This is a genomic window from Ancylobacter sp. Lp-2, from assembly GCF_020523795.1.
Lineage (GTDB): Bacteria > Pseudomonadota > Alphaproteobacteria > Rhizobiales > Xanthobacteraceae > Ancylobacter.
In genome coordinates this window covers 70,220-94,392 of the sequence record NZ_JAJALI010000001.1, presented here as the reverse complement: position 1 = coordinate 94,392, position 24,173 = coordinate 70,220, and the positions used below count along the sequence as shown (strand labels likewise).

Sequence of the window (24,173 nt, the reverse complement as noted above, 5' to 3'; positions counted from 1 at the left end):
TCTCTTGCCGATCGGAGCTTGTATGCGTGGAGGTCAGATCCTTTGGGGCCAGGTCGCCGTCGTTTTCACCATCGTCCTTCTAACCACATGGACGGCGACGCAATGGACGGCTTGGCGGCTCGGCTTTCAGGCTCAACTCGGCGAACCATGGTTCATCGTGGTGGGCTGGCCGATCCACTATCCGCCCGCCTTCTTCTGGTGGTGGTATTTCTACGACGCCTATGCTCCCTCCATCTTCGTCGAGGGGGCGATCATCGCTGCCTCCGGCGGCTTCATCTCCATCGCCGTCGCCATCGGACTTTCTCTTGTTCGGGCGCGGCAGGCGAAGAACGTCGCGACCTACGGTTCGGCGCGATGGGCGGAGCCGGAGGAGATCAGGGCGGCCAGGTTGCTCGGCCCGGACGGCGTGGTGCTCGGCCGGCTTGATCGCGACTATCTGCGCCATGACGGGCCGGAGCATGTGTTGTGCTTCGCGCCGACGCGGAGCGGCAAGGGCGTTGGTCTCGTCGTTCCAACGCTACTGACCTGGCCCGGCAGCACCATCATTCACGACATCAAGGGAGAGAACTGGGGGCTGACGGCAGGCTTCCGCTCGCGTCACGGCCGGACGCTGCTGTTCGATCCGACCAATCCCGCATCATCGGCTTACAATCCGCTGCTGGAGGTACGGCGCGGCGATAAGGAAGTCCGCGACGTGCAGAATATCGCCGACATTTTGGTCGATCCAGAAGGCGCGCTCGACAAGCGGAATCACTGGGAAAAGACCAGCCATTCGCTACTAGTCGGCGCGATCCTTCACGTCCTCTATGCGGAAGCCGACAAGACGCTCGCCGGCGTCGCCAACTTCCTCTCCGATCCGAAGCGCCCCGTCGAGGCGACATTGCGCGCCATGATGAACACCCCGCATCTCGGCGAGGCCGGCATTCATCCCGTTATCGCGTCATCGGCGCGCGAGCTGCTGAACAAGTCCGACAACGAACGCTCGGGCGTGCTTTCCACCGCGATGTCATTCCTCGGGCTTTATCGCGATCCCGTGGTGGCGAAAGTAACGGCGCGCTGCGATTGGCGCATTGCCGATCTGGTGTCGGGAGAGCGGCCCGTCAGCCTTTACCTCGTGGTGCCGCCGTCCGACATCAACCGCACCAAACCGCTCATCCGTCTTCTTCTCAATCAGGTCGGTCGCCGCCTGACCGAAGATCTCAACACATCCGCCAATCGTCATCGGCTCTTGCTGATGCTGGACGAGTTTCCGGCGCTCGGCCGGCTCGACTTCTTCGAGAGCGCCCTGGCGTTCATGGCGGGCTACGGCATCAAGAGCTTTCTGATCGCGCAGAGCCTCAATCAGATCGAGAAGGCTTATGGCGCAAACAACAGCGTGCTCGACAACTGTCATGTGCGCGTCGCCTTCGCCACCAATGACGAGCGGACCGCCAAGCGCGTGTCGGATGCGCTTGGCACCGCGACCGAAATGCGCGATTCCACCAACTATGCCGGCCATCGGCTGTCGCCCTGGCTGGGGCATCTCATGGTCTCACGGCAGGAGACGGCCCGGCCGCTGCTCACGACCGGCGAGGTGATGCAGCTTCCGCCAACCGACGAATTGCTGCTGGTCGCGGGCGTGCCGCCGGTCCGGGCGAAGAAGGCACGCTACTACGAGGATGCCCGGTTCAGGGAGCGGCTTCTCCCGCCGCCAAAGCCAGCGAGTCCGAAGCGATCGACGCCGCCGGCCGACGACTGGTCAGCGTTGACGATCCCCCTTGCATCGGCAAGCGCGGCGCAGGGCAGCGCCGCGGGCGCGCGCACTGATCCGGCAAACGCCGGCATCCGCCGCGAACCGGAATTGCCCGAACATGAGGAGATCGCGCAGCAGGAACGTCCCGCCGGGCACGAGTTCGACGTGTTGGACGACGAACCCGACGTGGACGCCGCCAAGGCGCGCAGCCTTCGTCAGCAGGTCACGTCCGTCGCCCGGCAGGCAACGATGGACCCTGCCGACGGCATCGAGCTTTGAGGTGACGGCCATGCAGACCAAGACCCGCATGAACGTCTATTTCGAGCCGGAGCTTCTAAAGAAGGTCGAGGCGCTGGCGCTTCGCCGCAACATCTCCAAATCCGCCGTGATAGAAGCGGCCGTGGCGTCGTTCCTGTCGGCCGACGCGTCGGAGCGGCTGGAGGCGGTGTTCGCCCGGCGCATGGACAAGATCAGTCGCCAGATCGACGGGCTGGACGAGGATGTCGCCATTATCGGCGAAACGCTGTCGCTGTTCATTCGCTTCTGGCTGACCGTCACACCGCCACTGCCTGACAGCGCGCAGGCGGCGGCGAGAGCCAAGGGTGCAGAACGGTTCGAGGGCTTCCTGCAATCCCTGGGCCGGCGGCTTGCGACAGGCGATCGGTTCCTCAAAGACCTGTCGCGCGACATCGACTCACGCCGTGACGGGGCCGCCGATCCAGAATAGCCGAAGTCCAGTGGCCACCGGCGGAAGTATTCAATCCCGCCGATTACCGCCGTTTCTTCGCTATGGCCGCCGGGTGTTAGATACTTGTTGAATCAGCCTAATTTCCGGCTCTTTTAATTATCCCCGTCCGGGGACCGTCTGATGTCTCCCCGGCGGACACGGGGATCAGATGGCCGTTGCACATCACAAATCGGAAGGCTTGGCGCGGGGCGCGCGGATGCTGCGCACCGCGCTCGGCCCGGCCATCGCCCGGTTCCTCGAAGACGCCGCCGTCGTCGAGGTGATGCTGAACCCGGACGGGCGCATCTGGATCGACCGACTTTCCGAAGGACTGTCCGACACCGGCGAGCGACTGTCACCCGCCGATGGGGAGCGGATCGTGCGCCTGGTCGCGCACCATGTCGGCGCCGAGGTTCATGCCGGCGCTCCGCGTGTCTCGGCCGAACTGCCGGAGACAGGAGAGAGGTTCGAGGGCCTGCTGCCGCCCGTGGTGGCGGCGCCGGCCTTCGCCATCCGTAAGCCCGCAGTCGCCGTGTTCACGCTCGACGATTACGTCCAGGCCAGGATCATGTCCGCGCGCCAAGCCGAGACGCTGCGTGCAGGCGTCGCGTCCCGCGCCAACATCCTCGTGGCAGGCGGGACGTCCACCGGCAAGACGACGCTGACCAATGCCCTCTTGGCCGAAGTGGCGAAGACCTCCGATCGCGTCGTCATCATCGAGGACACGCGTGAACTGCAATGCGCCGCGCCGAACCTCGTTGCCATGCGCACCAAGGATGGCGTGGCGTCCCTGTCGGATCTCGTTCGCTCCAGCTTGCGCCTGCGCCCCGAAGCTCCGGGTTTCGGAGCGATTGGCATGCCGGGTTCTGGGGCAGCATCCTTGCGAAGCCGCGTTCGACACAGCGAAAGCAGCCAATGGGGCGAGCCGACGAAGCGGCGTTGACGGCTGATATCGTCGAGCTCGCCACCCAATATGGGCACTACGGCCATCGGCGGATCACAGCGTTGCTGCATGCCGCCGGCTGGGCAGTGAACGTCAAGCGCGTCGAGCGGATCTGGCGGCGAGAGGGGCTCAAAGTGCCTCAGCGGCAGCCGAAGAAGGGGCGTCTCTGGCTGAACGACGGATCTTGCGTGCGGCTGCGGCCAGAGCATCCCAACCACGTCTGGTCCTATGACTTTGTCGAGGACCGCACCCACAACGGCCGGAAGTTCCGCATGCTCGCGACAAACGCTCCGCGTTTGCGCCGACGTGATCGACGAGTTCACCCGGGAATGCCTGGTGATCCGCATCGATAGGCGGCTCAGGTCGACCGATGTCATCGACGTCCTCTCGGACCTCTTCATCCTGCGCGGCGTGCCGGGTCATGTGCGTTCAGACAATGGCCCCGAGTTCGTCGCCAAAGCGGTTAGGGACTGGATCGCAGCCGTCGGAGCGAAGACGGCCTTCATCGAGCCGGGCTTGCCGTGGGAAAATGGCTATTGCGAGAGCTTCAACGCGAAGCTCCGTGACGAGCTTCTGGACGGTGAGATCTTCTACAGCCTCGCCGAGGCGAAGACTGTCATCGAGAGCTGGCGCCAGCACTACAACACCAGGCGCCCGCACTCTTCGCTCGGCTACAAGCCGCCAGCGCCGGTTACTATCATGCCGCCGTCAAGCGTGGCCGTGAAGCCGACCATGCATTAGATTGAAACCGGAGCACTCAATCGGGGCAGGCCAAGCTGGCCGACGGTGTTCTTAGGGCGCTGCCTTCCATGCAGTCATTGTGTAGCGCTGGCGCTGCGCCTTCTGCGGCCGCTACTGATCCATGCATGATCCAAGCGCTCAGGTGCAACGTCTTCTCGATAAACTGCCCTCACTGCCGAGGAAGCGATTGCCTCTCGCATACGCCACATAGGGGCTGTGATTTCCCGTAACACACACCTTGAAAATATTCGCATTCCATTTCCTCACGGACAAACGAAAATTGCAGGTTCGTGACAAGGCTGTGACCAGGCGGACGGACTAATAATTAGTCGACTCCGTGAAAGATGCAATGTCAGCCCATCACAGGGAGCCGCCCCTCTTAGCTACAATCAAATCGAATTGAATCAACAATCGAATCATTACCAATATAACTTCAGCTTTTTTCTTGATCGAAATCATTTTCGCTTCCACGTATCCGAATCCACTTTACAACTAAAGATTCGTCCGCTAACAATCGGAAACTCAGAGTTGACGGCATAAATCATTCCATAAATAATATCTATGTCCTCTCACGACTTCATCAACGCTAATAGATTTAGCTCCTCCAGTAAGAGGCACCGAATTGATGGTCGACAAACGAACATATTGCCTAACGATGGCTGAAGATTTTGCATTAGATCATACCTTCAGCTTGGCTGATGGTCATGCATACCATGATCCGGACGAAGAACAGCAAAAGGTAATTGACCGTCTATCAAGTTTATGGAGTACCTCAAAGAATTCCAAACATTCGTCTATCGAACTAGATTTCGTAAACGCATTTTATACGCTCGCCGAGCAACGATCTCAAATTGATAATACGTTCTTTCGGCTTTGCACAAGCGCATCTCAGTCAATCGATATGGTAGCCGCATGGCTGTCGCGTAATTCACTGACTCTTGGACTGATTGAGCCAACATTCGACAATCTATCTCAAATAATGCAAAGATGGAGTGTGCACACGACTCCGATTAATGAGGATTTGCTCTATCATGATGAATTTACTTCAAATTTTGATCGCCTTGAAGTCGATGCAATATTAATTGTCTGCCCAAATAATCCAACGGGTCGTTATCCAAACTTCGCATTCTACGAGCGATTGGCTGTTTGGGCGCGTAAAAATAGTAAAGTGTTAATATTCGATTTCTGTTTCCGATTCTTTGCGCCGCCAGTGGGTGATGTTTTTCAGTTACTTCGAGACGCGGGTGTAAGTTATATAGCGATCGAAGACACAGGAAAAACATGGCCGACGCTGGATATGAAGGTTAGTGTGCTGACGTATTCGAAGAATTTATCTAATGAGCTAGAAAATATTTATGCAGAGATCATTCTACATATTTCCCCATTTACGACGATGGTAGCTGGAGAGTTCGTTAAGAGCACGCTGAACTCGGGGCTTTCGGATGGTCTGTGGAGGCTCGTAAGGCAACGGCGAAGCCGGCTAAGGTCATCACTCGACAAGTCGATATTTTCGGTTCCGGATAGCTCAGTCGATAACATTCTGCCGGTCGACTGGATCGAAATAGCTGACCCGAGCGTGTGCGACGTCGATGTTGTGGATTTACTAATGAAGTCTCGCGTTGGCTGCCTGCCAGGGCGGTATTTTTATTGGCGAAATAGAGAACTAGGTAAACGATATGTACGGTTTTCACTACTGAAATCAGACAAAGTATTTAGAACGGCTTGCGATATATTAAGCACCGTTCGTATATAGAATTCGTCATAACGGAGCGTTTTATGGCGGAAATCAAAATTGTGGTCACAGGCGGTCGCCGTATCAATAGGCGATATATCGACCGACTCTCAACTAATCTCTATGAGTTGACAATATTCGATGAGATATCCCCCGATCCAGAGCGCTTAGAAAGCGCGGTTCGCAACGCCGATGGATATCTACTGGGTGGAGACGAGTTCGTCACACGTGAGATTATTGCACGATCAACGCGGCTAAAATTGATCGCATGCTTGGCGATCGGCGCCGAACATCTGATCGACGTTAGTGCTGCCATCGAAATGGGTGTGAAGGTAACGAATACCCCCGGAATGCAAGCAATGCGTTCCGCGATGTCGGAACTTGCTATTGCTCATATCCTATCCCTACGCAGACAAATAACATACTTAAATAACAACCAAAAATCAGGTCGCATTATTCAGGAATTCGCCCCACAGCTGTCGAATTCGACCGTCGGAATTATCGGTATGGGAAATGCTGGGAAACGTCTAGCGAGAACATTATCGAGTGGATTCGGGGCCGTCGTAGTTTATAATAGCCGAAGAAGACACATGGAAATTGAACAGGAATTAAACATTCGGTACGTTGACATCGATGTTCTGGTATCGAACTGTGATGTGATCGTACTAATGTGCGAACTAAATCAATCGACCATGGCTATGATAGATGGTGATAAACTTAACCGAATGAAGTCAGATGCTATTCTGATTAATACAGCGCATGCTGCGCTCGTCGACGGGCCAGCGCTTTATGATGCATTGCGCAATGGTCAAATTGCGGGGGCATCAATCGACGACTTCAACTGGGATGTGGCACCCATTTTAAAAGATGGCAGAGGCATAAATCTACCCAGAGAGATTCTTGAGCTTCCCGATAACCGCTTTCTGACGACGCCATACGTAGGTTGCTTGACGCCAGACTCGTGGTCGGAAATGGCAGATAGCGCAACAAAGTCACTGATGTATCATTTCGAGGGGGGAGGCGAACCGTCATACTATAAAATATAATACATACGAATCTATCTTCCATCTCAGTACCGGGGCGGTAACATGCTTATTACTGATCTACATAACAAATTCCTTGAATGCTATGAACGTTCCGGTCGGAAATTTATTAAACCCGTTCCCGTTGTTGCAAATGACGATCCAGATCTTATGTTTATCATAAGCGGGATGGTGCCGTTTAAAAAGTATTTCTGTGGAGACGCAAAAGCGCCGCACAGCCGAATGTATAATGCTCAACCGTGCATCAGAACCGTCGACTTGGTCGATGTCGGCGATGTCAAGCATCTCACGTACTTTGAGATGCTAGGAAACTGGTCGTTTGGTAACGTTGATCGCCGCGGAAGCATCACAAATGCATGGTTATTCCTAACAGAAACTCTCCGAATCCCAGCGAATCGACTCGTTGTGACGGTATTTAAAGGAGATACGGAAAAAAATATACCACCTGACATCACTTCAATTGATATCTGGAGAGAGCTCGGACTGCGCTCGGATCAGATTTTCTTTCTCGGCAAAGATAATTTCTGGGGGCCGGCCGGCGCGGATGGTCCGTGCGGTCCATGTACAGAAATCCACTACGATCGTTTAGGAGGCCCCTTGCCGGAAAGATTCCCGGAGGACGACACCGACGAGCGTTTCATGGAAATATGGAACGCAGGTGTATTCTTGGAATACCACAAGTCCGCGGATGGGCACATGCAGTCCATAGCGGGCCCTGGCTTGGCGGCGGGTGCCGGCCTTGAACGTTTGGCGTCTGTGGTTCAAGAGGTGCCCTCCGTATATGATACCGATGAGATGTCTATTTTATTGGCGCAGGTCAGAGCTGATTGCAGATTGCACTCCACAGGGCGTGATCTCTCTCAGGGGCGGAAGGTCGTAGATCATATTCGTGCAATATCAGCGATTGCGGCTGAGGGCGTCAAGCCAGGGCGGGACGGTCCCTCACATGTACTACGTCGATTAATAAGGCGCGCCTACGCTGTATTTGCAGCACATGGAGAGTGGGATAACGATCTTTCCGATCTTCTTCATCTAGCGACTGACCAGCTGGGCAGGCGTTATCCGCATCTCAAAGCGACGCTTTACCAGACGTCTATTACAGTCGCAGGGGAGATTCGTTCGTTTGAAACTCCACTCAGACGCGGCATGGACGATTTGGACGAATTACTCGGACGGCAATCCTTGGAAGTCAGCGAGACGGACCTTATCAGTCTAAACGGCCGACATGGCCTCCCTCGGGATATTGCCATCGCCGTCGTCGAGGGGCGAGGTGGCAAAGTGATAGGAGAGGACTACAAAAATGTTTACGCTCAACATCGACATGTCTCGAAGGGAGACCAGGGGCGCATAAAATAGCTATAACGTGTATCAGGTGACGCATGAAAATCGGTTTTATTGGCCTCGGCCGTATGGGAATAGCGATCTCGAAGAACTTGATTAATTCCGGCCACTCGATTGTAGGCTGGAACAGATCGCCCCTGTCTAACGCGGACCGGAGCATTCCCGGCCTCTCGCTTGTCGATCAACCGGCTGATGTATTCCAATCGGATATCGTGATTTCAATGCTTGCAGATGACGCAGCCGTCACCGAGATATTTGTCGATAGCATGGTCCTCAATTGTGCTCGACCCGGTTGTGTACATGTGAACATGGCAACTATATCCGTGGCACTCGCTCGCTCCCTTACCGCACTTCACGCGAGTAGCGAAATGATCTATATCGCGGCGCCTGTTTTCGGCCGAACAGAAATAGCCGAGGCCGCTGGACTCCATATCTTGGCCGCTGGCGACCAGAACACAATTGTCAAACTGGACGCAGTATTCGCCTCGATAGGGGTTAGAACCTGGAATCTAGGCGCACAGCCTTACAAGGCTAATGCACTAAAAATAGCAGGTAATTTTATCACTGCATCTACGATTGAGGCGTTTGGAGAGGCCGTTGCGCTGGCGCGGTCGCACGGGATTTCGGCTCATGAGACAATTGACACGCTTACGCAAACAGTATTTACTGCACCAGTTCATATAACTTACGGCTCATTGATTGCATCGCGACGATACGAGCCTCCGGCGTTTACGCTGAAGCTTGGTTTGAAGGACGTGCTCCTCGCGATAGAGGCGGGTAAATCGGTGGGCCTGACTATGCCGTTTGGCGACGTACTCCGTGACCGGCATCTGTCTGGAATCCAGGAGGGGGATGGTAACAAAGACTGGGCGTCGTTGGCAGAGGTTTCCATACGGTCGATAGAAAATTATGCATCACTCGACGTTAATAGTGCTGACTCCGGCGATTAGCTGTCAGAGTTTCTGAGATTTCTGTCGGCGTTTCGACGCCTTCGGAGTAAACGCTCAAGTGTCGTCAAAAATTGGGGGGCGGGCGCCGGGTGGTTCAAGGCGATAGCTTTCTAAGCTATGGACATGGTCCTATCGTGAGTTCAAATCTCACCCCCCTCCGCCAATTACAACTGCTGCATTCAGTTATGATTCCGCTGTCATTTCATTGACAGCGCTCTAGAGTCGTAGTTGTTGTTATGCGGCGCGTTGGTATTGAGTGCTCCTAATACATGTTAAAGATCCATTATAGTAATGCACGAAGGCAGAACACGTGTTTGATCATAAGTCCACACGATCATGGTGTGTCCTTAATACCGCTATACCTGACGACGATACGTCATCTCGTTCAACGGTAAGTCGGATGCCGGATCAATTGGTTCGCCTTCTGATCGAGCGATTCGGCTCAGACGCAGAATACATTTTGGATCCATTCGCTGGCGTAGGTACGACGTTTAGGGTGGCGAGCGAGTTTGGAATTTCTGGAGTCGGTTTCGAGCCAGATCCACGCTTATACGACGTTTGTCGTCTGCACCAGTCCGATGCGAATGTATTCAATGATGTTGCACAGAATGCAACGCTCTACGACCTCCCGCTTTGCGACCTGATGCTGACCAGCCCGCCTTTCGAGGAAAAGTCCTTGATCTCGGCAGTAGGCGCCAGCTATCTCGTCACGCTGATGGACATATTTAGCGGTATGCGTCGGTATCTGAGACGTGATGCTCACGTGTTGGTAGAATGTGTTAACATAAGATTAGGGGGCGTTGTGACGCGTCCTCTAATATCCCAGTACGTTGAAATACTATCGAAGTTGTATATATTTTTGGGAGAATTCGTGGTGTGTGAGTCCTCCGAAAATTTTAATTTATATGGGTATCAACACACGACAATTTTGATATTCGTTAATAGCAAGAACGAGCAAGACTGAGTCGCATCATATCATGAAGAACAGAGTTTCTGAATGCGTCGGCCGTATGATGCCGTTGTTGATTATTAGAGAGGCGCGCTCCCTGCATGCGATATCGCTTCCTCTCGCTGCAGTTTTTGCGATCGAAACAGTGATGTATTTGGTTGATAAGATTGTCGTCGGCCGGCTGGGGGCCGAGCCCCTCGCTGCTCTCGGGCTTGCGACTCGGGTGACGGGCGACATGATGTATTCTCTTTGCCTGTGCATTTTGGGTATTGGCAATATACTTGCGAGCAATGCGATCGCTAGGGAAAATATCAGAATCACCCACCAGGTCATCGGACATTCCATACTACTCTCGATAGTACTGTCGGCGCCGGTCATGTTGCTGTCCTATAACATAGGAGACGCACTGCTCGCCATGGGGCAGTCACCCAATGTCTCTAGCCTGGCTGGTGAGTACGGCCGGGGTGCCGCGTGGGCTGTTCTACCGTTAGTACTATTCACCGTGTTGAGAGATTTTCGCGCTATCCTGTCCGATCTACGGGGGGTAGTATGGCTGATTTCGATAGCCGCTTTGACTAAATTCGCCCTGGTCACTCTATTGGTGTTCGGAGGTTATGGTATCCCTCCATTGGGTATGTTCGGCGCAGGTGTAGCGAGTTCTCTGATCGCATGGGGTGTGTTGGCCGCCGAGATCGCGTCACAGTATATCCGCCCTATGAATCCATCTCTGAGGCACGCATTATCGGCGTTTACCTATGACGTAAAAATTGTCGCGGATTACTTTCGTGTGGGCATTCCTGTAGTCCTGAACAGTCTCGTTCTAACGTCGTTATGGTTAACACTGAATCTATTAGTGGGCACTTACGGTGGAAGTGCCTTGGCTGGTCACCAGATTGTAATAGGCGTTGTACTTCTGGCATTGATCATTCCAGAGGGAATGCGGGAGGCGGTGGCCATACGCGCGGCACGCTTCCTAGGTTTGCAGGGGTCAAATTCTGTGTGGACCATCGCGATGATAGGGGCCGTATCAAATCTGATATTCGTGGCACCATTTCTCGTGATGATGCTGTTCTTTCCACTTTTACTGACACGAATTTTCATCGACCCCGACACGTTAACCAATGCCGACGCCGTAGAGTGGGCGCGTTGGATCTTCGCTTATGCGGCCGCCTACCTGGTTATCGACAGTATACAGATTCCCCTCATCGCCGCACTGAAGGGGTTGAGGAAAACTCGTGCACCGCTCGTTATCGGGTTTGTTTGTTATATAGTTTTGGGCATTGGTTCTGGATACTATATCTCCGTCCAATTAAATTATGGCGTTTTGGGATTATGGTTCGGCGTGGTTGTAGGTAATCTGTTGGCTGTAGCGATCCTCGCGACGAGACTGGCGCTAATTGTTAAGGGTGCACAACAGAGTTTCCTTGAGCCGCGACCTGAAAGTTCGTGATGACGTGGGCGGATGTGTTCCGTACTGTTGTTAATAGACCTTGTACGATCGTGCGGGGCCCGGCAGACCTGCGATAGAAACGTGCGTTTGATGATCACGACTGTTGAATCACGTCATGCAGGGAGATTCACGATATGTCGCGGCCGGAAAGTACACCAACCAACCACCTAGGCTGCGGGTCACATCTCATTTCCGCTCTGCAAAGGCGCGTTGAGGCCGTTTACGCGGTCATTGGGTCTAATAGCACGACGGATATTTCTGGTCGATTTCGTTCTATGCTGGATGATTCTTGTCATGGAAGCTTCGTGTTGACGTTCGAAGCACTCAAGAGCATGGACAATCTTATACTTGTTGAACAAGACGAATGGTTTAAATTGATCGACAAATTTGAATCAATTTCCAGGTCAAGTCCGTTCGCACTGGTTTACATCCTAAGTAAGATTCCATTTCTTAAACGTTTTGGATTGCTTCTCGACATTGTCGAGTTTCTTGATTCTATAAGACATTACACGGGTCGCGGGCTGGCATATGTAATCGGGAACACCTCTTCATCGGTCCCCGACATCGAAAAGAATATTTCGATCTGCGGTGTAGAATATTATCGTTCATTGATGTGTGCCGTTGCAAATAATCGTGAGAGTCTGGGCCCTGCCTGCTCCCACATAATGATTTCCGCTGCCGTACTCAGTGCACGGGTCGCGGCTCTGGATATCGGTCAAGAGGTCCAGAAGCTTGCGCGAATTCAAACGCGGTTTGGTTTGCGCGTTACGACAACATTGCTGGAATATCTATCGATCAATGTGTTGAAAGAGAATCTGGATGATGTCTTCAATAAATTAACGGATGTGGCTTCATTCGGCGAAGACTACCTCTGTTTTTATATCATGAATGGTATCAAATCGGATCTAGATATTAATCATGCGGCTTCTTTCACCAGGCCTGCGGTCATAGACGCGCTGCGGAATTATGATGCAAATCGATTGAGCTCGTCTCCGCAGCTATTTTCCAATGCCGATGTTGCGGCACTCCTACACAATTGGCGCGACCTATCCTATCACTCGCAAATGTTGATCATTTCACAGCTCGAGTCTTCAGTTGAAGCGATGCAGGGCAAAGCAGCATCTAGCTCTCGGTATGATGCTGAGATGTTCGGGGGAGCTTTCGGACCGGGATGGTGTGGCCCCTGGGCGTTTTGTGGGAGAAGGACAGATATAACGTTTGCACGAGATGAACTTACTTCCATTATGGGAGGTATGTTGGACAGGTCGTCGCGCATTAGACTGGTTCGTTCCCATCCATCTCTATTCGATAGGTCACTTATTTTTACGGATGATAGAATATCTAGCATATGCGATATTCTTTTTGAGAAAACAAGCGATAAACACTTTTATCAACGGATATCCGCGCTAAAGAACTTAGTTAATGGGGACGATGCTGATATGAGACGCTGCCGTTCGGCAAATAAACTATGGTTTTGTCTATGGAGACGTGATCCATGGAGTGATTACGGTCGATCTGATAGAATGTACTCCTGCACTGGATTTGGTGACTATGCCGCGGATAGTGCACCACTTGCAATGCAAGATCGTACTTTGAATAAAATCGAGATCTGGGATAACAATGAGTTGACGTGTAGATTAAATATCTGTCTCGTGACGGATCAACATCGAAACGTGCGTCTCTTGGTCGACTCGCTTGAGGGATCAGATAAGAGCATCAAGAATTCAAAGAAATTTGTGGACGTGTTCTCGGCTATTTCAGACCTCGCGTCGTTTTCGAATATCGGCGGTGTGCTTATCAATGTTCTTGCTTCCTATAACAATACTCCGCGCCGTTTTTCGGAGTTGGTAAGGCAACGGGCGAATGGGCAGCTAAGATTTTTTCACCTCAGGCGGTTGGTCCCTGTCGCCATTTCTGCGCCTCAATTACTGTCAATCCCAATGCGTCCCTACCTTGAAACGTTCAAGTTGCACGACGAAGCTCTCGTCGAGGCGGTGTCACTTGACGAGTTACGATATTAGGGCGTTACAATCTTGTTGTTATAACTTCTACGCGAATTATTTATAATGTTTCCGATGGGAGGCCGAGACCAGTTCTGAATAACGATGTCCAGCCCGTGCCTATCCCGGCTGATAGGAGTTTATCGGTAGACAGACGGGCCCGGTGGGGATCCTGCCTTATTTCAAATTGACTAAAGCGGGCTAACTCCATCGCCAAACGACTTCCTTTGTGCGCTTGACGGTGTGTATCAACGACGAGGTGATTATGACACGGTCGATAGAGGCGATCATGGAGTTTCCCCACGGAACTCCTGTCCACGGCGCATTGGCAGCGGCTCTTGAAGTCACGGGATTCGCTGCTCCCGCTGCGGCCTATATGGAGCGATATCGACGGAGAATTCAGGAATGGGCGCCATCTTTCCATATCGTCTACTCCATGCGGAGTCACTCGCGGGCGATCGCTTCTGTCGCGGTCAACCCGTGGATCTACAGACCGGATCTCGCCTTTGGCTATATTGGAACGCCTAGCGAGACGGAAAGCAGCGATCTAGCGGGTTTTGTGGCTGACAGCATATCTGCGGCCATGAAAATTGGCGCTAAGTATCTAGCCTATCAGGTCGAAAATTCGAATGTACGACTTATTGAAACGCTTGCGGATAGTGGATTTAAATCGGTAATGAGCGAGTTAGATATCACGCTACCCCTCAGTCATACGCAAATTGACCGTATTCGACCAGTCTACGACGCACCTGACGTATCGCTGATCGCTCTGAGAGACGTTAAGGACACCCTAGTGAATGATATCGCCGCATTGGTGCGCAACAGCGCCTCTGACATACCATGTTGGTTCGCTACTGATAGGGTGCCCATCGACTTTTTTGTTCAGGAATTTCTCGACGAAACCGTTATTGATGGAGCATCGATCGTCGCGATAATAGGCGGCAAACCTGTTGCGTTTTGCCTCGCGACCGACAGGGCAATGACGATGACTTCCGCCTATATCGAGTTTATGGTCGTCGATCCTGCTTTCCGCCGACGAGGAATTGGCGGATGTGTCAGGCATCAATGCCTTTCTGCCTTACTTGCGTCCGGCCGGACAGAGTTTTCGACCGTAGTAGAGAGTTCACATTCAGACGTATTGTCTGCGTATAGGCAGGTTTTGCCGTTATATGTTCCGAAGATCGAATCTTATATGATGTCGATATAGAGCGAAGCGGCGTAATTTTCGGACTTCGTCGTCTTAGAGCGCGAGGCAAACTTATTGTACTGTCAAGTTTGGCGGCGGGTAGCTACGGTCATGACTAAGCCCCTTAAAGAGCGTGGGCGATCGGAGTTGATAAATTCGTTTCATTGTGGGTTTCGGCTGGGATTTTCCTAGCGTCCCCTTCCGCCCCTTCCGCACGTATGATGCCGCTGCATGAGAAGGGCGGCAAGCGGCATGAGATGCCCTACCGTCACAATCTGGGTCCCTACCTGCCGCCTATTTCGGCGGCTGCTCCCCGACGACCGATCCGAAGGGCGGCTGTTCCGCACGATCGCGTGTGGCACCCAATACCTAACGCCCCATGCAGGCGGACGCCTATGCGATGATCAGGCGGTGACCTGCCTCCGGTTTTCTGGACCGGTCTTTGCTGGAAAATTCCAGTTTAGCAGCATGGGCTGCGGACGGAGTTTTTTGGCATGAAGAAGTCGACGTTCACGGAGGCGCAGATCGCCTTCATCCTACGGCAGGCTGAGGAGGGAACACCGGTTCCCGAGGTCTGTCGGAAGGCCGGCATCAGCGATGCAACGTTCTACAACTGGCGCAAGAAGTACGCGGGGCTGATGCCTTCGGAGATGAAGCGGCTGCGACAGCTCGAGGAAGAGAATGCCCGACTGAAGCGGATCGTGGCGGACCTGTCGCTGGACAAGGAGATGCTGCAGGACGTCATCCGGCGAAAACTCTGAGGCCTGCCCGCCAGCGGTCGATGATCGATCATGTGCGCGCAACCTGGCAGGTGAGCATCCGTCGTGCTTGCCGTGCTCTGCCAGTCGAGCGTTCGACCTATCACTACCGCTCCCGACGGACCGGGCAGGCCGGCCTCATCCAGCGGATCAAGGAAATCGCCGAGACGCGCATGCGTTACGGCTACCGCCGGATTCATGTGCTGCTCAAACGGGAGGGCTGGAATGTCAATCCGAAGCGGATCTATCGTCTTTACAAGGAGTTGGGCCTTCAGCTCAGAAACAAGACGCCCAAGCGTCGCGTCAAGGCGAAGCTGCGTGACGATCGCCGTCCGGCGACCCGGACCAACGAGACCTGGGCGATGGATTTTGTCCATGACCAGCTCGCCACCGGTCGCAAGCTGCGGGTGCTGACCATCGTCGATACCTTCAGCCGGTTCTCACCGGCACTGGACGTCCGCTTCAACTTCCGCGGCGCCGACGTCGTCGAAGTGCTGGAGCAGGTCGGTGCTACCCATGGCTTCCCGGCCAGTATCCGGGTCGACCAAGGCACCGAGTTCGTCAGCCGAGACCTCGACCTGTGGGCCTATCAGCGTGGCGTCACCCTCGACTTCTCGCGCCCCGGCACGCCAACGGACAATGCATTTATCGAGTCGTTCAACGGCAAGTTCCGCACGGAATGCCTCAACGCCCACTGGTTCATGAGCCTGCCCGATGCCCGGGAGAAAGTGGAGGCTTGGCGTAGAGACTACAACGAGCTACGACCTCATAGTGCGATTGGGAACAAGCCCCCGATATCACTCGTCAACCGGCCACCGGCATGCAGCCCGCGGTGACCGTTGTTACCCCCTGGAAGCGGCCAGCAGGCCGGTCCAACATCGGGGGCAGGCTCATTACCCCCTGGAAGCGGCCAGCAGGCCGGTCCAACATCGGGGGCAGGCTCAGCGGCGGGTGGCAGCGGCCGGAATCAGGACCAAAGTGGGGAGCCGACGTTTCACACCACCGGCATCACGGTGTAGCCTATGCACGTAAAGACGGCCAACGCTCTCAGCATCGCTCCGCCGAATGCTATTCAAGCCGCTTCGCTATCCAGGAAGCCGAGCCGAGCGGCCCGTTCGACGAGGACGCCACGCAGGTGGAGCGGGACCTGCCGGGCCGACTTCACGCGCGGTAGGTCGGTTCCGGGATGGCCATGCCCACGTCGCCGTAAAGTGCCACGAACTCCCCACAATTGTCGCACCGGCGGAGGGCACTTTGTCTACGAAGGTCTCCGCCGACGCCGCTAGCGTGCCAGATTCGTCCGGTGCAACTCGGCGGCTTGCTGCCGGTCTATGTCGAGGTGTTGCGACAGCTTTCCGCTTCCGGTGCCGAACGGGCCCAGATGAACGAGCCCTGCCTGGTGCTTGATCTCGACGTAGCGACACATGCGGCGCAGTGGGAGGCCTATGGCTTCTTCGCTCATGCGCTGCCGAAGCTCATACTGACTTCCTATTCTGGCAGGCTGGGCGATAACCTCGACACCGTGCTCGCTTTGCCGGTCGCCGGCATCTCGAACTGGTGCGGACACCGGATCAACTGGCACAGGTGCTGGAGACCGCGCGGGCGGGCCTCGTGCTGTCGCTCGGCGTCATGACGGGCGCAACGTCTGGCGTAGCGCCATGTCCGGGCGTTCGATTATCCGCCTCCGTCTGCCGCGGCACATGTTGTCCGCCCGCCTACTCGGTATCCCACGCGGAAGGTGCGCCGAACTGCTGATTGAATATTTCGAACCAGACCCACACTTTGCGTGAGCAGTTCGCTGGGGTCGACAGTACAACAATTGTTTCGGTGAGCGGACATTTCGAGCGACGGCCTTAGAGTCAGTTATGTCGCCGCATCGCCGGCAAATACCTGGTAGATTAAACTGACGCAGGCGGGTGACCTATTGACCAGAAAACGTCGCCCGCGCATTTCCATACATTCTGCCAATGCGACGATGTTTTTCGCGCACCCTTTCGGGCTGCCGAGGCTGAGGTCACAAGCTGCGGCGGCGATGATCGATTAACACCTGTTTTTCGACAGGCACCACCGTGAAGCGGTAACGCCACTACCGAAGGTCACTCGGCCGGTGCTGACCCTGGGCGGAACCTCCCAAGGTCCGCTTTCGGCATGCTGCTTCTTGGTCTGATTGGCAAAAGCTAGAAGGCCAGCCTGCTATAGTCCGCAGGCCACTTCATCAGGGCGATTTCGCTCGGCCGGCAGCTCTCGTCGAAGAACGATGGCAACGGGCTGTAGAGCCGCAGGATCGTGAACCAGCCCTTCCCCGGGGGCGGGCTGAACCAGCTGCCGCGCGCCACGCCACTCAGCTGGTGGGGGCGAAATGGACTATGGTCGGGCCGTCGGCTGCGGGCGAGGGATAGCTCTGGCTGCCGGTACGCGGATATTTCTGCGGCGTCTGGCTGAGAAAGCGAACGGCAAAGAACGGGAGGTCAAGCACTCAGCCTGACCTCCTCCTTCACCGTTGCGGCAGGCGTCCTTCAGCTCTCGACTGGAAATTGGGCTGACGTGGACAGGTGTCCCGTCACTTCACCAGTTCGACCTCGCTTGGCCTCCACGCCTTCGTGAAGAATGGTTCGAGCGGGCCGTAAAGACGCAGGCACGGGATAAAACCTTTGCCGGGCATGGTCTGGATCCAGTTGCCCCGCTTCACGCCCGCGGGTTGGGTCGGTGAGAACCAAACCGTCGTCGTGCCGTCGGCGGCGGCCTCGGCCGCGGGTGAAGGATAGCTCTGGCTGCCTGCGCGCGGGTAGCGCTGGGGGGTATCGAGCATCGAGCGCGTCTGGTTGTCATAGAGAATGAAGGACCAGAAGTTCGCGTACGGAATGTCCTTCGGCAGGGTCACCTTGTAGGTCTTGGCACCGTCAAAAGGCTGCTTGTCCGCATCCAATATCGCCCACAGATATTGCGAGCCAATGCCGGGCACACGCATGGCCATGCCAGGCGTGATGCCGGTGACGCCGTAGAAGAAGGAGGTTCGCGAGTCCAGCAAGCGGTAGCCGGTGGCCGGGAAGGGCTTGATGCCCTCAGGCGTAATTTCCGGAATCGGCGTCTCGAACTCGTAGCCGCTGACAAACAGCTGGTTCACCCAATTCGAACCGGGGTAGTAGTACCAGTCCGCCGCGCGAGGAGCCATGAACAGGGTGCGCGACGTGGCGTTGGCGAGCGTCACGGCTTCGGTGAGGATTTTCTTCATCCGCGCATCTGGCGCGAAGGGTTTGCCTTTCACGATGCCGATGGCGGCGATCGGGCCCATCAACTCGGGGTCGAGCGCCGTTGCAGGCTCCTGCTGCACGACCTCGTTGAGCCACTCGTAGTAGGAATAGTCGTTGGGCGGAATCGTGTTCATCACCTTACCCGAGCCTTCGTGGAACACAGTCGGCGGCGGCGGGGTGATCGGCCCAAGTTTGGTTTTACCGGCAAGAAATTCGGCAACGGGGGTGCCGTAGCCACCGGCTTGGTACGGATAGACCTTCAGTGTTTTCTTTATCTTTTCGACGACCGGCTTCGGGTCGTTGTTCTCCATGAACGCGCGAGCGAACCAGATAACGAAGTTGGTGCGGGCACGGGCCACAAAGTAGCCACCTTCGGGCACGTTACCCTCGTAGCCGGGCGGCAGGATGAGATACTTTCCTCCTTCGCCGCGATCAGCCCCGGGCGCGCCCAAATCAATAACCCAGCGGAACCACTGGTCGTCGATAGCGCCCAACATATCGGGGCCTACCTCCAGCACCACGGGTCCCTTGGTGAGGTCGAGCATTCCCAGGGTATAGATCGTGTCCGCGTTGGCCGTCAGGAACAGCGACTTAGCATCCATCAGATCGGAAAAGATGAGGACTTCATTGTCCTTCACCCCGGCGTTCTGAAACCCCTTGTGAAGGGCCGCTATGCTGACACCCTGGAAAGTGTTCACGAACGCCTCGAAGGCGTGCGTGAAGTCCAGATTGTCATAGACCTTGGCGATGGTTTCCTTACTCGGCATGCCGTCCTTGAAGTCGAGTGTGCCGATGCGCGTCTCGACTTTGTCCGGAGTCAGGATCGATGCAGGTGGGATCGCCGTTTGGGCGCCTGCTCCAATCGTGCCGGTGAGGAAAGTCGATGCCGCGAGGACCATCGTCACTCCGCAGAGCCTGCTGTGGATCGGTCTCATAGGTCGTCCTCTCTTTGGTTCTTTAGCCTTGGTAGTCGCGGCTCGAAGGTCTGGCACAAAGACCGGACAGCCTGAGAACCGAATGGTGATCCGGCACCACGCATTAGCATGGTCGGGGCTAGCTATTGCGCCACATTGAAGCCGGCGGCTGCCATCTCCCTTCGCCCGAAAGTACAGCGAGCCGTCGGCGTCCTTCTTCATCATCTCTCCGCCTATTCTGACCGGCGATAGATCACTATCGCGGGCAGACGTCCCAGAAGCCCTGAGTTCGAGCGGGGGTCGTATAATACCAGCAGTATCCAGGCTTGGGCGGAGTGCCGGCAATCGAAACGGCTGCAGCACCGGCAACAAATCCCATGGCCGCGCCGGCCGCGATGGCGCCTCCCGGGCGCCAGTAGCGATAAGGATTTACGACCACTACCCCACGCGGACGGTACCTTGGGGCTCCATAGCCTGGCCTGACCGCGCCCGCTGCGCATCCGCGCGGGCCGCAGCCCGCTGCCGCGCAGCCTCGCGGTCCACAGGCCGCCCCGCCAGACCGATAGGCCTGGGCCGGCGTGCTCGAGAGCATTGGGACAGCTAGCACTGCAGACAGGATCGTTAGCTTGAATATGTTTAGCACGACGAATCCTCCGCCTGCGCGCCCCGGCCATAACAAGGTCGCAACGAGGGCAAGTGCAGCCCACGACCTCGGCGGTGCGGCGATGGCACTCACGCGCCTCCTAGTCGGCCGGGAAGTCACAAGAGGGCCATTGGTTGGCATGGGCAATTTCCTCGCGCTCACGGTCGACAAATTTCCTTGGCTATAGCCAAAGACATGCCGACGGCCGCAGATAGATTTCCCCATCGGCCCGACACACTTATGTGGAGGCAGAGAGCAGCAATCGGATTTCAGAACCACTCATTTTGCGCCATCATGGCGGTATCCTCGGAGCATCCCGCGCATGGCTGACATACCGGTTATCTCGAACCGCATACTTCACGGCCTGCCGGCTTTCCTGCGGCAAGAGATCGGGGAAAGGGCGCTTCTGCAGGCCAATCGCGCGGCAGGGTTCGACCTCGAACTGATCGAGGACGGGAATTGCTTCATTCCGCACGCGGCGGTGCTTGCTTTCGTGGATGCCGCGGCGAGAGCGGCGGGCGAGCACAACCTCGGGATTCTGATGGCTCCGGTGATGGACGTTGCCAATTATGGCACTTTCGGGCGCTATATCCTCGGAGCCGACACCCTTGGCCAATCCCTCAAGCACGCCATAGCGGCGCTGCGTTATCACTGCACGGATGACAGGATGTCGGTCGCGATCGACGGCGACGAGGCGCGATTCAGCTACGGCTTTGCCCTGGCCGGCCGCGCCGGCTACGACATTGTCGCTAGCGCCGCGGCTGGGGTGCTGCTGAGTGTCTTCAGGGCTTATTTGCCTGTCGACTGGCATCCGCTGCGCGTTGAACTCGATATCGATAAGCCGAGCCAGCCAGCGCTGTTCGAAGATGTGTTCCAGTGCCCGGTCATTTTCAACGCACCGGCGGTGACCGTCGTCATGGAACGCCATCTTTTATCCGCTGTATCTAGGCGTACTTCGCGGCCGAGCGTCACCATTGAGGATGTGGCGGGAGACCGGGGAGCCGGTGCTCCACGGGCTCTGCTCGATGTCGTCGCTGAGCAGATCCGCGCCCAGGTCCTCACCGGCAGCGTGTCCATTGAAAGCGCCGCGCAATCGATGGACACCAGTGTCCGCACGCTGCAACGCGAGCTCAATCGGGCTGGCACCGATTTTCGCGGCCTGGCGAACGCGGCAAGGATCCAGCGAGCCACCGAATTGCTGCGGCACACGGATGGCTCGGTCACCCGTGTTTCGGCAGAGCTGGGATATTCCTCTCCCGCCAATTTCGCCCGCGCCTTTCGAAAGGTGACTGGCCGCGCACCGCGGGAGTTCCGCTCCAAGATGTAGCAGACGGCAGCGTCCGTCTGCGCTCGGCCCCTTCTGAATCTGACCCTAAGCGGAACCTCCGTCACGCGGCGGCGAACGTCCGCTTTGCGCCGCCATCTCGGTCATTGGTCGGGCAACGGCCGCGGCCCAAAATCGGACATTCGACGTTCGCCCAACAGGAGGCCTTGGCAGACCTGAGACTAGGTTGTGTTGACAACGGGGATTCCCACATCGCGTAGTTTCTGATTCAGGGTAGCTTTTGAGGAAGCGACCGTGATCCGTGGTTTGATGAGCGATGAGGAATGGGCGTGCCTTGAGCCGTTCGTGATTGAGCGCGGTGCGCGCAGCGGACGGCGCCCGCGGGATCATCGCCTTGTCTTGGACGGAATTTTCTGGATCGCGCGAACGGGCGTAGCCTGGCGTGACCTGCATGAGCATTTCGGCAAATGGTCATCGGTTTACCGCCAGTTTCGTCGATGGACGTTATCCGGCTTGTGGGAGTTGCTGCTGAAAGCCTTCAACGAAAGTGGCGACGGCAACCCCAGCCTACAGATGATCGACAGCACAATAATCCGGGCTCATCATTGTTCAGCCGGCGCAAAAGAGGGACTTCGCGTCAGGGTCTTGGCCGCTCAAAAGGTGACTTTACGACCAAGATCCATCTCCGCATCAATGCGCTGGGCCTGCCCATAGCGGTGGCGCTGACCGGGGGTGAAGCCTCCGACTTCAAGGGATATATGCCGGTCATGGATGCCGATGGGCCAGCGCCCAAAGTCCTGCTTGCCGACAAGGGCTATGATGCTGACTTCATTCGCGAAGATATGGAGAGGCGCGGCGGCACCGCCATGATCCCGACCAAGCGCAACCGGCTGATCCAACTGCCCGTCGATGCCGCCATCTATGCCCTGCGCAACAGGGTCGAACGCTGCTTCAACAAGCTCAAGAACGCCCGGAGGCTGGCAACCCGCTACGACAACACCGCCGACAGCTACCTCGGCTTCATCCACATCGTCTCAATCCGCCTGTGGACCCGCCAATTTGTCAACGCCTCCTAAACTCAATCATTGACGGACGTGATGGGCAGAGCGTCCTGCCGAAGTTCATTGAGCCGGGCCCTTTGGCGGCCTTCGCTATCGAAGTTGTCAGCTTGAAGCCAACGCTCGTATGCCGCGCGATAGCGGGGCCATTCCTCGTCAATGATTGAGTACCAAGCTGTATCTCGGCTCTCACCCTTCACCACCATGTGGTTGCGGAAGACGCCCTCATATGTGTAGCCGAAACGCTCGGCCGCGCGCCGCGAGGGCCCGTTGTTAGCGTTACAGCGCCACTGGTAGCGACGGTAGCCGAGCCCGAACACGTAATCCGCCATAAGGAAGAAAGCCTCCGTGGCGACCCGCGTGCCGGCAATCCGTGGGCCCCACAAGATGTGTCCGATCTCCGCACTGCCGTATGCGGTGCTGATATCCATGAGGCCCTGCCGGCCCTCGACGCGGCCCGTAGCCTTGTCAATCACTGCGTAGAACATCGGGTCGGTTGAGGCAGCTTTCGACACGAGCCATTCGTCAAATTCGGGACGGGAGCCGGGAACGGGGTCTGGCAGCCAGCGATGCAGGCGATCGGCTTCGGATCCCGAGACGACATCGAACAATCCGTCGCCATGGATAGCGGGATCGAGCGGCTCCAGGCGGCAGTACCGCCCTTCAATGGACCTTCGCTCGGGGAACGGCCAGCGATCAGGAAAATTCGACATCAAGACCTCTGCGGTAGGGAGTGAAGGCCCCGGAGCTCATTAGCACCAGAATGCAATGACGGCGGCAAGGGCCACCGCTGAGGCGTAGTTGCGGGCGAGCTTGTCGTATCGTGTGGCGATGCGGCGGAAGTCCTTAAGGCGGCAGAACATCGCTTCCACGCGCCAGCGGTCGCGGTAGTATCTCACGTCATACTGGATCGGACGCCTGCGATTGCGTCTGCCGGGGATGACAGGGATCGTGCCTATTGGCATCGTAGTCGCGGTCAACGATCAGCCGGTTCATGTTGGTCGCGTCGCCGATCAGCAGATCGGCCCCTTTGATATCAGACGTGCTGCCCGGCGTCGGCGCGAGGCGCAGCGGTCGTCGCAGGACATCGGCTAGCGCATGGATCTTCGTCGTCCGACCACCGCGCGAGGCACCAATGGCTTGGGCTCGAGCCCCTTTTGCACCGCCGGAACAGCGGTGCGCCCTGACGTTGCGGCTGTCGATCTGCGCTGTCTCTGCGATCCAGCCTTGCCCTGCATGCTGATCTGTGACCTGTCCGAGAGCGCCGCAATCGAGGCCAGCCGGTCACGTCGGCGTTGACCACTTCGGCCTGTCTGCCCTCCACGCTTTCGCACGGGGCGAAGCCGGGCTCCCCATGGGGTTTGCCACCTATACGCCCCTGGGAATGGAAGTGGCCGTCATTAAGCTGGCGGATGCGCTGCGCTCGGCTGTACATAAAGGTGGTATGACGCCTCGCGGTCGTTCATCACA

The 24,173-nt window shown here is 56.3% G+C and carries 17 protein-coding genes, 1 tRNA gene and 3 pseudogenes; 17 read left to right on the top strand and 4 right to left on the bottom strand.

What is annotated here, in order from left to right; translation table 11 throughout:
- The first annotated feature begins 22 nt into the window (after positions 1-22).
- The 15 genes and pseudogenes from LGR54_RS00430 (at position 23) to LGR54_RS00365 (ending at position 17,185) form a co-directional block, all read left to right on the top strand.
- The gene (locus LGR54_RS00430; RefSeq protein WP_230360018.1) at positions 23-2,011 is read left to right on the top strand and encodes a conjugal transfer protein TraG; all 1,989 of its coding nucleotides are present in this window, start codon (positions 23-25) and stop codon (positions 2,009-2,011) included.
- A gap of 10 nt (positions 2,012-2,021) precedes the next feature.
- Positions 2,022-2,459, top strand: a complete 438-nt coding sequence (locus LGR54_RS00425) for a CopG family transcriptional regulator (protein WP_230360017.1) — start codon at positions 2,022-2,024, stop codon at positions 2,457-2,459.
- 169 nt (positions 2,460-2,628) lie between these two features.
- A pseudogene (trbB, locus tag LGR54_RS00420) lies at positions 2,629-3,312 on the top strand (P-type conjugative transfer ATPase TrbB); the annotation flags it as partial.
- A pseudogene (locus tag LGR54_RS00415) lies at positions 3,293-4,143 on the top strand (IS3 family transposase); the annotation flags it as partial. The pseudogenes trbB and LGR54_RS00415, both read left to right, overlap by 20 nt.
- Positions 4,144-4,768: 625 nt before the next feature.
- Positions 4,769-5,896, top strand: coding sequence for an aminotransferase class I/II-fold pyridoxal phosphate-dependent enzyme (locus LGR54_RS00410; RefSeq protein WP_230360016.1), 1,128 nt, complete (start codon positions 4,769-4,771; stop codon positions 5,894-5,896).
- A gap of 23 nt (positions 5,897-5,919) precedes the next feature.
- A complete protein-coding gene (locus LGR54_RS00405) occupies positions 5,920-6,921 on the top strand; it encodes a 2-hydroxyacid dehydrogenase (RefSeq protein ID WP_230360015.1) in 1,002 nt (333 codons plus the stop codon).
- Positions 6,922-6,963: 42 nt separating this feature from the next.
- Positions 6,964-8,274 carry an alanine--tRNA ligase-related protein gene (locus LGR54_RS00400; protein ID WP_230360014.1) on the top strand — a complete coding sequence of 437 codons (1,311 nt, stop codon included), beginning with the start codon at positions 6,964-6,966 and terminating at the stop codon, positions 8,272-8,274.
- Positions 8,275-8,297: 23 nt separating this feature from the next.
- Entirely contained in the window at positions 8,298-9,209 is a 912-nt protein-coding gene (locus LGR54_RS00395; protein ID WP_230360013.1) for an NAD(P)-dependent oxidoreductase, read from the top strand.
- Positions 9,210-9,282: 73 nt separating this feature from the next.
- Positions 9,283-9,372, top strand: a tRNA-Arg gene (locus LGR54_RS00390).
- Positions 9,373-9,609: 237 nt separating this feature from the next.
- A complete protein-coding gene (locus LGR54_RS25900) occupies positions 9,610-10,173 on the top strand; it encodes a DNA methyltransferase (RefSeq protein ID WP_370638099.1) in 564 nt (187 codons plus the stop codon).
- 13 nt (positions 10,174-10,186) lie between these two features.
- The gene (locus tag LGR54_RS00385; RefSeq protein WP_230360012.1) at positions 10,187-11,608 is read left to right on the top strand and encodes an MATE family efflux transporter; all 1,422 of its coding nucleotides are present in this window, start codon (positions 10,187-10,189) and stop codon (positions 11,606-11,608) included.
- Between the two features lie 305 nt (positions 11,609-11,913).
- A complete protein-coding gene (locus LGR54_RS00380; protein WP_230360011.1) occupies positions 11,914-13,629 on the top strand; it encodes a hypothetical protein in 1,716 nt (571 codons plus the stop codon).
- 268 nt (positions 13,630-13,897) lie between these two features.
- The gene (locus tag LGR54_RS00375; protein WP_230360010.1) at positions 13,898-14,815 is read left to right on the top strand and encodes a GNAT family N-acetyltransferase; all 918 of its coding nucleotides are present in this window, start codon (positions 13,898-13,900) and stop codon (positions 14,813-14,815) included.
- Between the two features lie 473 nt (positions 14,816-15,288).
- Positions 15,289-16,388 (top strand): IS3 family transposase gene (locus tag LGR54_RS00370; RefSeq protein ID WP_230360009.1). Its coding sequence is split into 2 segments (ribosomal slippage): positions 15,289-15,550 and positions 15,550-16,388, totalling 1,101 coding nucleotides; the frame shifts between segments, so codons are not numbered across the junction.
- Positions 16,389-16,855: 467 nt separating this feature from the next.
- Complete coding sequence (locus tag LGR54_RS00365; protein WP_230360008.1) at positions 16,856-17,185, top strand: hypothetical protein; 330 nt, start codon at positions 16,856-16,858, stop codon at positions 17,183-17,185.
- Between the two features lie 927 nt (positions 17,186-18,112).
- Here LGR54_RS00365 and LGR54_RS00350 read toward each other — a convergent pair.
- Complete coding sequence (locus tag LGR54_RS00350) at positions 18,113-19,702, bottom strand: DUF1254 domain-containing protein (protein WP_230360007.1); 1,590 nt, start codon at positions 19,700-19,702, stop codon at positions 18,113-18,115.
- A gap of 271 nt (positions 19,703-19,973) precedes the next feature.
- Positions 19,974-20,309, bottom strand: coding sequence for a hypothetical protein (locus tag LGR54_RS00345; protein WP_230360759.1), 336 nt, complete (start codon positions 20,307-20,309; stop codon positions 19,974-19,976).
- A gap of 373 nt (positions 20,310-20,682) precedes the next feature.
- Between LGR54_RS00345 and LGR54_RS00340 the strand changes: the two genes are divergently transcribed.
- Together LGR54_RS00340 and LGR54_RS00335 are read left to right on the top strand one after the other, a co-directional pair.
- On the top strand, positions 20,683-21,687 hold the full coding sequence (locus LGR54_RS00340; RefSeq protein ID WP_230360006.1) for an AraC family transcriptional regulator: 1,005 nt from the start codon (positions 20,683-20,685) through the stop codon (positions 21,685-21,687).
- A gap of 267 nt (positions 21,688-21,954) precedes the next feature.
- Positions 21,955-22,721 (top strand): IS5 family transposase gene (locus LGR54_RS00335; protein WP_230360758.1). Its coding sequence is split into 2 segments (ribosomal slippage): positions 21,955-22,270 and positions 22,270-22,721, totalling 768 coding nucleotides; the frame shifts between segments, so codons are not numbered across the junction.
- A 2-nt stretch (positions 22,722-22,723) separates the two neighbouring features.
- Here the strand turns inward: LGR54_RS00335 and LGR54_RS00330 are convergent.
- The gene (locus LGR54_RS00330) at positions 22,724-23,416 is read right to left on the bottom strand and encodes a GNAT family N-acetyltransferase (RefSeq protein ID WP_230360005.1); all 693 of its coding nucleotides are present in this window, start codon (positions 23,414-23,416) and stop codon (positions 22,724-22,726) included.
- 39 nt (positions 23,417-23,455) lie between these two features.
- Positions 23,456-23,939 (bottom strand): annotated as a pseudogene (locus tag LGR54_RS00325) (IS5 family transposase); the annotation flags it as partial.
- Positions 23,940-24,173: the final 234 nt, after the last annotated feature.

Excerpts from the sequence above, each read along its gene's own strand:
- LGR54_RS00430 (WP_230360018.1), top strand. The coding sequence starts at position 23 with ATGCGTGGAGGTCAGATCCTTTGGGGCCAGGTCGCCGTCGTTTTCACC.
- LGR54_RS00425 (WP_230360017.1), top strand. The coding sequence starts at position 2,022 with ATGCAGACCAAGACCCGCATGAACGTCTATTTCGAGCCGGAGCTTCTA.
- LGR54_RS00410 (WP_230360016.1), top strand. The coding sequence starts at position 4,769 with ATGGTCGACAAACGAACATATTGCCTAACGATGGCTGAAGATTTTGCA.
- LGR54_RS00405 (WP_230360015.1), top strand. The coding sequence starts at position 5,920 with ATGGCGGAAATCAAAATTGTGGTCACAGGCGGTCGCCGTATCAATAGG.
- LGR54_RS00400 (WP_230360014.1), top strand. The coding sequence starts at position 6,964 with ATGCTTATTACTGATCTACATAACAAATTCCTTGAATGCTATGAACGT.
- LGR54_RS00395 (WP_230360013.1), top strand. The coding sequence starts at position 8,298 with ATGAAAATCGGTTTTATTGGCCTCGGCCGTATGGGAATAGCGATCTCG.
- LGR54_RS25900 (WP_370638099.1), top strand. The coding sequence starts at position 9,610 with ATGCCGGATCAATTGGTTCGCCTTCTGATCGAGCGATTCGGCTCAGAC.
- LGR54_RS00385 (WP_230360012.1), top strand. The coding sequence starts at position 10,187 with ATGAAGAACAGAGTTTCTGAATGCGTCGGCCGTATGATGCCGTTGTTG.
- LGR54_RS00375 (WP_230360010.1), top strand. The coding sequence starts at position 13,898 with ATGGAGTTTCCCCACGGAACTCCTGTCCACGGCGCATTGGCAGCGGCT.
- LGR54_RS00350 (WP_230360007.1), bottom strand. The coding sequence starts at position 19,702 with ATGGTCCTCGCGGCATCGACTTTCCTCACCGGCACGATTGGAGCAGGC.
- LGR54_RS00345 (WP_230360759.1), bottom strand. The coding sequence starts at position 20,309 with ATGCTCTCGAGCACGCCGGCCCAGGCCTATCGGTCTGGCGGGGCGGCC.
- LGR54_RS00340 (WP_230360006.1), top strand. The coding sequence starts at position 20,683 with ATGGCTGACATACCGGTTATCTCGAACCGCATACTTCACGGCCTGCCG.
- LGR54_RS00330 (WP_230360005.1), bottom strand. The coding sequence starts at position 23,416 with ATGTCGAATTTTCCTGATCGCTGGCCGTTCCCCGAGCGAAGGTCCATT.